A 7,992-nucleotide genomic window follows, 5' to 3' on the forward strand; every position below is an offset into this window, starting at 1 on the left:
AATCATCAAGGTCGACACCCGCTCGGGCGAGTATTCGGCCCGCGCAGGCAAGTAATTCGACCCCGGTCTAATGACGGTGGCGCCGGGCACTGCCCGGCGCTGTCGTAATGATTCATCGACAAAGCGAGACCGCATGACCGACACCAACCGCATTCCCGAACCCTGTGACCTCTTGATCGAAGCCGGTTACGTGGTCCCGATCGAACCGCATGCGGTGGTGCTGGAAGACCATGCCGTGGCTGTGCGCGGCAGTGAAATCGTGGCGATCCTGCCGCGTGCCGAAGCGCGCGCGCGCTTCAGCGCCCGCCAGGTGGTCTCGCGCCCCGATGCGGCGCTGATGCCGGGCCTGGTCAACGCGCATACGCACAACCCGATGACGCTGCTGCGCGGCGTGGCCGACGACCTGCCGTTGATGGTGTGGCTGCAGCAGCACATCTGGCCGGTGGAAGCGGCGGTGATCGGCCCGGAATTCGTGGCCGACGGCACCACCCTGGCCATCGCCGAAATGCTGCGCGGTGGCACCACCTGCGCCAACGAAAACTACTTCTTCGCCGACGTCCAGGCCGCGGTCTACAAGCAGCACGGCTTCCGTGCGCTGGTCGGCGCGGTGATCATCGATTTCCCCACCGCCTGGGCCAAGACCGACGATGAGTACTTCGCCAAGGCCGGCGAGCTGCACGACCAGTGGCGCAACGACCCGCTGATCGGTACCTCGTTCGCCCCGCACGCGCCGTACACCGTCAACGACGCCAACTTCGAACGCGTGCGCATGCTGTCCGACCAGCTGGACATGCAGGTGCACCTGCACACGCATGAAACCGCGCAGGAAATCAGCGATTCGATCAAGCTGCATGGCCAGCGCCCGCTGGCGCGGCTGGACCGCCTGGGCCTGGTCAACGACCGCCTGATCGCGGTGCACATGACCCAGCTGACCGAAGCGGAAATCCACCTGTGCGCCGAACGCGGCGTGAGCGTGGTGCATTGCCCCGAATCCAACCTCAAGCTGGCCTCCGGGTTCTGCCCGGCCTGCGCACTGCAGCGCGCCGGGGTCAACCTGGCGATCGGCACCGACGGCTGCGCCAGCAACAACGACCTGGACATGTTCAGCGAAAACCGCACCGCGGCGATCCTGGCCAAGGCCGTGGCCAACGACGCCACCGCGCTGGACGCGGCCACCACGCTGCGTGCAGCCACCCTGGGCGGCGCCCGCGCGCTGGGCTTCGGCGACCGCATCGGCTCGATCGAAGTGGGCAAGCAGGCCGACCTGGTCTGCGTGGACCTGTCGGCGCTGGAAACCCAGCCGCTGCACCACGTGCTGTCGCAGCTGGTGTACGCCGCCGGCCGCCACCAGGTCAGCGATGTCTGGATTGCCGGGCAGCCCAAGCTGCTCCAGCGCGAGCTGGTCGGCATGGACACCGCCGCGATTGTTGCCAACGCCCGCCAGTGGCGCGAGCGCATCCGTCACATCCGCGCCTGAGCGCGAAAGGACACCCATGAACGCCCCCCACGCTTCCACCAATTTCGACCAGGCCGAACTGGACAAGTTCGCCGCGCTCGCCAACCGCTGGTGGGACGCTGACGGCCCGCAGAAGCCGCTGCACGCGCTGAACCCGGTGCGCCTGAAATACGTTGCGGACCGCGTCACGCTGCGCGGTTCGCGCGTGCTCGACATCGGCTGCGGTGGCGGCCTGCTCAGTGAAGCGCTGGCCCAGGCCGGCGCGGACGTGACCGCCATCGACCTGGCCCCCGAGCTGGTCAAGGTGGCACGCCTGCACGGGTTGGAATCCGGCGTGACCGTGGATTACCGCGTGCAGGCCGCCGAAGACCTGGCCGCCGAACAGCCGGGCAGTTTCGACGTGGTCACCTGCATGGAAATGCTGGAGCACGTGCCGGACCCGGGCGCGATCATCGCCGCCTGCCACCTCCTGCTCAAGCCGGGCGGCCAGCTGTTCCTGTCCACCGTCAACCGCACCCCGGCCGCCTTTGCCGTGGCCATCGTCGGCGCCGAGTACATCGCGCGCCTGCTGCCCAAGGGCACGCACCACTACCAGGATTTCATCAAGCCGGCCGAGCTGGGCAAGTGGCTGCGCGAGGCCGATTTCTCCCTGCGCGATGTCAGCGGCATGGCCTACGAGCCGTGGCGCAACCGCGCGCGCCTGAGCTCGCGCACCGACATCAACTACCTGGCCCACGCGGTCAAGCCCGACGCTGACGGCCGTGGCTGAGTCCGGTTTCCCGCAGGCAGTCCTGTTCGACCTGGACGGCACGCTGCTCGACAGCGCGCCGGACATGCTGGCCACCGCCAACGCGATGCTGGCCGCACGCGCGCGCGCCCCGATCACGCTGGACGCGCTGCGCCCGGTGGTGTCCAAGGGGTCGCGGGCGATGGTGGCGGTGGCGTTTCCCGAACTGGGGCAGGAGGCGCGTGACGCGCTGGTGCCCGAGTTCCTGGATCGCTACGAAGCGCTGATCGGCCAGCACGCGGTGCTGTTCGACGGCGTGGCCGGCATGCTCGACGCACTGGAGGCGTCGGGCTGTGCCTGGGGCATCGTCACCAACAAGCCCGAATACCTGGCGCGGCTGATCCTGCCGCAGCTGGGCTGGGAAACCCGCTGCGCGGTCCTGATCGGCGGCGACACCCTGGCCCAGCGCAAGCCGCACCCGCTGCCGCTGCTGGCCGCTGCCGAGCGCATGGGCATCGACCCGGGCACCTGCATCTACGTCGGCGACGACGAGCGCGACATCGTCGCCGCCAATGCCGCCGGCGTGGCCTCGGTCGCCGCCCTGTGGGGTTACCGCCTCGACGCCGACGACCCGTTGGCCTGGGGCGCGGAGGTGATGATCGAACAGCCGGCCGAGTTGCAAGAGTCAGCCGCTTGGCCCGCTTCGCGCCGGTAACGCTGGCCGCACAACACTGGTAGGTATCGACCGTTGGTCGATACGCGCTCCACAAGGAATACCCTGATGACCACCTCCACCGCCCTAGACAGCTTCCTCGACAAATGGCGGACCCGCTGGCCGGAATGGCAGGTGGCCGAGCCGTTCATCGCCGAGTCCCAGCGCACCCTGGTGGTGGCGTGGTTCGCGCTGCTGCAGGAATTCGACGACATCCTCAACATCGCCGGCGACCCGATGCCCGCCGACGCCAAGCTGGCGTGGTGGGGCGAAGAGCTGCGCAGCTGGGCCGCGCAGCGTTCGCGGCATCCGCTGGGGCGGGTGCTGGAACCGGTGCGCGCACCGTGGGGCGAACTGGCGGCTGCCTTGCCGGACCTGATCGAAGCACGCGCCGTACCGGTCGACCCGGCGCAGGCGCAGCGCGCCCTGCAGGCCTACGGCGCCGCCGTGGCGGCGGTGGAAGCGGTGATGTTCGCCACCCCGGCGCGCGGCGACGTGGCCACCCCGGTCGTGCTGCAGGCCCTGGCCCAGCGCCTGCATGAAGCGGGCGTGGCGGCGGTGCCGCGTTCGCTGCTGGCCCAGGCCGATGGCGATGCCACGCAGCGCTGGGCGCAGCAACTGGTGCGCCAGTGGCCGGCCCGCGTTGCCGGCCCGCGTCCGCGCCGCCTGTACGCCTCGCTGGCGCGCGCGCGGCAGCAGGCGTGGTCGCAGGGGCGCGAGCTCAAGGCCACCCCCGTACGCACCCTGCTGCGCACCTGGTGGGCCGCCCGGGGGTGACGTGCCGTCGCCGGGTGGCGCGGGGCGTGAAGGGCCGTCGGTAGAGTCGGTTCCCAAACGACTGCCGACCATGATGATCGGCGCTGGGACGCATGACCTCTGTCGGAGACGCGCCTTCGTTTGAGGTCATGCGTTACCGGATGTGGCACCGGTATCGGCGGTCGTTTGGGAACCGACCCTACCCACCCCGGTGGTACGGGCCGCCGGTTACTTGCCCCGTTCGAGCACCAGCAGCGGGTCGATGCGGGTATCAAACCAGTTCATGCCCCAGTGCAGGTGCGGGCCGGTCGCACGGCCGGTCGCGCCGACTGCGGCAATCACCTGGCCCTGTTCCACCCGGTCGCCGACCTTCACGTCGATCCGCGACAGGTGCAGGAAATTCGAACTGATCCCGAAGCCGTGATCCAGCAGCAACGTGCCGCCGGTGAGGTACAGATCCGGCCCGGCAAACGTCACCACACCCGCGGCCGGTGCCTTTACCGGCGTTCCGGTCGGCACTGCGATATCCATCCCCGAATGGCCCGAACCGGGCTGCCCGTTGTAGACCCGCGCATTGCCGAAGCGGCCGCTGATGCGGCCCTGCACCGGCCAGATGAAGGCCTGGGCGAAATCGGCGCGGTTGTCATCGCGCGCCCGCGCCGCCGTCACCTGCGCCTGCTCGCGCTTGATCCGCTCGGCGATCGCCGGCGGCGGGTTCACGGTCTTGGGCGGCACGCCGTTGACGCGCTCCACCGGCCAGTCACGCGGGGTCACCGCGATGTTCACCGTTTCGCTGCCGCCGTCGGGGCGCTGCACCTGTACCTGCAACGGCCCCTTCTCATCGCGGCCGATACCGAACACCACGCTGCCGTAACCGCTCACCCGCAGCGTGCGGCCGGCGTACTGCACCACGCTGCCGGCCGGCACCTTGCCGATCACCATCGCGCCCTGCGAGGCGCTGGCCGGAAACACCACGCGCGCGTCAGCCTGGGCCAGGGCGGGCGAGGGCAACAGGCCGATCGCGGCCACCGGGGCCAGGGCCAGCAGGCCCAGGCCCAGCACGGTTGCCCGCATCAGCGGTCGTAGCTCATGCGCTGGCCGTTCGGCGCGCCCACCAGCTGGGTGCCGTCCCAGGCCAGCTGGCCGTTGACCCAGGTCGAGGCCACGCGCGAACGGAAGGTCATGCCTTCAAACGGCGACCACGCGCACTTGGACAGCACGTCTTCGCGCTTCACGGTGAACGGCACGTCCTCCACCAGCACCAGGTCGGCCCAGTAGCCTTCGCGCAGGTAGCCGCGCTGGCTCACATCGAACAGCTGCGCCGGTGCGTGCGCGAACTTCTGCACCACTTGGGTGATCTCAAGCTTGCCTTCGTGCACCAGCTCCAGCGCCGCCACCAATGCGTACTGCACCAGCGGCAGGCCCGACGGCGCCTGCGCATACGGCTTCTGCTTTTCTTCCCAGGTGTGCGGGGCGTGGTCGGTCGCCAGCACGTCGATCACGTCGTCGGCCACGGCCTGCGTCAGCGCCTCGCGGTCGCTCACTTCCTTGATCGCCGGGTTGCACTTGATCAGGTTGCCCAGCCGCGCGTAATCGGTGCGGTCAAAGCGCAGGAAGTGGATGCAGGTTTCGGCGGTGATCTGCTTGCGGCTGCCATCGGCGCGGATCAGCGGGCCCTTCTCGAACAGCTTCAGCTCATCGGCGGTGGAAATGTGCAGCACGTGCAGGCGGGTGCCGTGCTTCTTCGCCAGCGCCACGGCCAGCTCCGACGACTTCAGGCAGGCCTCGCGCGAGCGGATGTCCGGGTGCTGCTCGGCGCTGAGCGCATCGCCGTACTTTTCGGCGTACTCCTTCGCCTTGATGTCGATCATCGGCGTGTCTTCGCAGTGCGTGATGATCGGCGTGGGCGCGTACTTGAAGATCGCGTCCAGCGTTTCCGGGTTGTCCACCAGCATGTTGCCGGTGGAGGCGCCCATGAAGACCTTGATGCCCGGCGAGGTCTTGGGGTCGACCACCTTGATGTCGGCCAGGTTGTCGTTGCTGGCGCCCATGTAGAAGCCGTAGTTGGCGCGCGCGCGACCGGCCGCAGCGTCGTATTTGGCCTGCAGGGCCGCCGCGTTCAGCGTCGGCGGGTTGGTGTTGGGCATGTCCATGAAGCTGGTCAGGCCCCCGGCCACCGCAGCGGCCGATTCGGTGGCGATGTCGCCCTTGTGGGTCAGGCCGGGTTCGCGGAAGTGCACCTGGTCGTCGATCATCCCGGGCAGCAGCCAGCGGCCGGCGGCATCGACCACCGTATCGCCGTCCTGCGGCTGCAGGCCGGTGCCGATCTGCGCGATGCGGCCGTTGTCGATGCGCAGGTCGCCGTCGAAGATGCGGCCTTCGTTGACCATGCGGGCGTTGACGATGAGCGTGGAGGGCATTTCAGTGTTTTCCTGTGCAGCGGCAATCGGCATGGCCGGTGCGCGGCGGCACCTCGTCCACGCCACCGGGATGGAAGGGATGGCAGCGCCCCAGCCGGCGCGCGGCCAGCCAGCTGCCACGCGCGGGGCCGTGCGTGGCGATGGCCTGCATGGCGTATTCAGAACAGCTCGGCATGAACCGGCAGCGCGGCCCAAGCAGGGGGCTGATGAAGCGCTTGTAGAAGCGCAACAGGGCAATGAGCAGGTGGGAGATCACCCCCCAATCTTAGAGCAGTTGGCATGAAGGCCGCATTTGTCGCAGGATGGGGTGTTGGACCCGTCCGCGCTGGTGCGCGGCGGGGCCGCCCCGGCGCCATCGCCGGGTCAGGTTCCGAACTGCGCAGCTCGCTGCACCCCGCCGTGCTCCCCGGCTGAACGGAGTAGGCGGAGTGGTTGCTGCTGCTGGTCGGGTAGGCTATAAAGGCCCGCTTTCCCGGGCCCCGGGGAAACCAAGGAAGAGCGTTTCGTGGCTGCTAAAAAAACTGCAAAGAAGGCCGTCAAGGCCGCCAAGAAAACCGCCAAGCCTGTTGCTAAGAAGTTGGCGGCTAAAACCGTTGCCAAGAAACCGGCTGCGAAGCCGGCGGGCAAGCCTGCATCCAAACAACCGGCGGCCAGGACGGCACCCGTGAAGAAGGCGGCGGCCAAGAAGGCGCCTGCCAAGAAGGCCGCAGTCGCCAAGGCTCCGGTGAAGAAGGCCGCTGCCAAGCCGGCACCCAAGCCGGCCGCAAAGAAGACCGTGGCCAAGAAGCCCGTCGCTAAAGCGCCGGTTAAAAAGGCCGCGCCCGCCAGCAAGCCCGTGGCCAAGAAATCCGTAACGCCGGCGGCCAAGACCGCGCCGGCGAAAAAAGCGGTTGCCAAGCCAGCACCGGCCAAGCCGGTAAAGGCCACCAAGCCGGCCAGCAAGCCGGTGGCAACCAAGCCGGCGGCCAAGCCGGTTGCAGCACCCGTAGTGAAGTCCGCACCGAAGCCGGCTCCGCCGGCTCCGGCCAAGTCTGTCCCGGCCAAGGCCGCGGCCAAGCCTGCTCCCGCTCCGGCCCCCGCGCCGAAGCCGGTGGCGGCAGCCCCCGCGCCGAAAGCCCCGCAAAACAAGAATCCCGTGCCCGTTTCGAAATCGCCTGCAAAAACTCCCGTGAAATCCGAATCCGCCCCCAAGCCCGTCTCGCGTCCGGTTGGCAAGGTCGCCGTTGCCGTGGCAGCGCGCTCGTCCGCCCCGGCCCCGCGCACCAAGGTCAAGGTGGTCGAATACAAGACCGACGAAGCCACGGGTCGTCCGATCCTGCCCGACGGCTACAAGCCGAGCGCGGAAGAGGAGTACATGAGCCCGCTGCAGCTGGAGTATTTCCGCCAGCGCCTGCAGCACTGGCGCAATGAACTGGTCGAGGAATCCAAGCAGACCATCGCCAACCTGCAGGAAGAAGTGCGTGACATCGGTGACGAAGCCGAGCGCGCCACCCGCGAGACCGAAAACTCGCTGGAACTGCGTACCCGCGACCGTTACCGCAAGCTGATCGGCAAGATCAACAGCACGCTCAAGCGCCTGGAAGACGGCGACTACGGCTTCTGCGTCGACACCGGCGAAGAAATCGGCCTGGACCGCCTCGAAGCGCGCCTGACCGCCGAACGCACTATCGACGCCCAGGAGCGTTGGGAGCACATGCAGAAGCAGCAGGGCGACTGATTTCCGGTCGTTGTTGATGCAATCAGAAAACCCGGCTTCGGCCGGGTTTTTTGTTGCCTTGGTCGTGGTCGTTTGGCTTCGAGGCGACGGCAGCGTCTTTGTTGCTGCGAGCTGGGAGGCCGACGGGTAGCCCCCTGCGGGACACGCCGTAAACCCATCCGTGGGGGCTTGGCAAAAACATCCATGTTTTTGACAGTCCCGCAG

The 7,992-nt window shown here is 68.2% G+C and carries 8 protein-coding genes; 5 read left to right on the plus strand and 3 right to left on the minus strand.

Annotation, left to right across the window (positions count from 1 at the left end):
- Positions 1-133: 133 nt before the first annotated feature.
- The 4 genes from QMX79_RS18465 (at position 134) to QMX79_RS18480 (ending at position 3,672) form a co-directional block, all read left to right on the plus strand.
- Complete coding sequence (locus QMX79_RS18465; RefSeq protein WP_282248079.1) at positions 134-1,477, plus strand: TRZ/ATZ family hydrolase; 1,344 nt, start codon at positions 134-136, stop codon at positions 1,475-1,477.
- Positions 1,478-1,493: 16 nt separating this feature from the next.
- On the plus strand, positions 1,494-2,225 hold the full coding sequence (gene ubiG, locus QMX79_RS18470) for a bifunctional 2-polyprenyl-6-hydroxyphenol methylase/3-demethylubiquinol 3-O-methyltransferase UbiG (RefSeq protein ID WP_282248080.1): 732 nt from the start codon (positions 1,494-1,496) through the stop codon (positions 2,223-2,225).
- On the plus strand, positions 2,209-2,898 hold the full coding sequence (locus QMX79_RS18475) for a phosphoglycolate phosphatase (protein ID WP_336618876.1): 690 nt from the start codon (positions 2,209-2,211) through the stop codon (positions 2,896-2,898). The genes ubiG and QMX79_RS18475 overlap by 17 nt, the downstream gene beginning before the upstream one ends.
- Positions 2,899-2,964: 66 nt before the next feature.
- Positions 2,965-3,672 (plus strand): squalene/phytoene synthase family protein, encoded by a 708-nt coding sequence (locus QMX79_RS18480; protein ID WP_282248082.1) that lies wholly within the window; start codon positions 2,965-2,967, stop codon positions 3,670-3,672.
- A gap of 207 nt (positions 3,673-3,879) precedes the next feature.
- Here the strand turns inward: QMX79_RS18480 and QMX79_RS18485 are convergent, their stop codons facing one another.
- Genes QMX79_RS18485 through yidD form a run of 3 tightly spaced genes read right to left on the minus strand, consistent with a single transcriptional unit; the run spans position 3,880 to position 6,327 of the window.
- Entirely contained in the window at positions 3,880-4,725 is an 846-nt protein-coding gene (locus QMX79_RS18485) for a M23 family metallopeptidase (RefSeq protein ID WP_282248083.1), read from the minus strand.
- Positions 4,725-6,071, minus strand: a complete 1,347-nt coding sequence (locus QMX79_RS18490) for a dihydroorotase (protein WP_282248084.1) — start codon at positions 6,069-6,071, stop codon at positions 4,725-4,727. Before QMX79_RS18490 ends, QMX79_RS18485 begins: the two co-directional genes overlap by 1 nt.
- A gap of 1 nt (position 6,072) precedes the next feature.
- Positions 6,073-6,327 (minus strand): membrane protein insertion efficiency factor YidD, encoded by a 255-nt coding sequence (yidD, locus tag QMX79_RS18495; RefSeq protein ID WP_184126588.1) that lies wholly within the window; start codon positions 6,325-6,327, stop codon positions 6,073-6,075.
- 249 nt (positions 6,328-6,576) lie between these two features.
- On the opposite strand from yidD, the gene dksA reads away from it, so the two are divergent.
- Positions 6,577-7,788 carry an RNA polymerase-binding protein DksA gene (gene dksA, locus QMX79_RS18500; RefSeq protein WP_282248085.1) on the plus strand — a complete coding sequence of 404 codons (1,212 nt, stop codon included), beginning with the start codon at positions 6,577-6,579 and terminating at the stop codon, positions 7,786-7,788.
- Positions 7,789-7,992: the final 204 nt, after the last annotated feature.

The organism is Stenotrophomonas sp. PS02300 (assembly GCF_029959395.1).
GTDB lineage: Bacteria > Pseudomonadota > Gammaproteobacteria > Xanthomonadales > Xanthomonadaceae > Stenotrophomonas > Stenotrophomonas maltophilia_AD.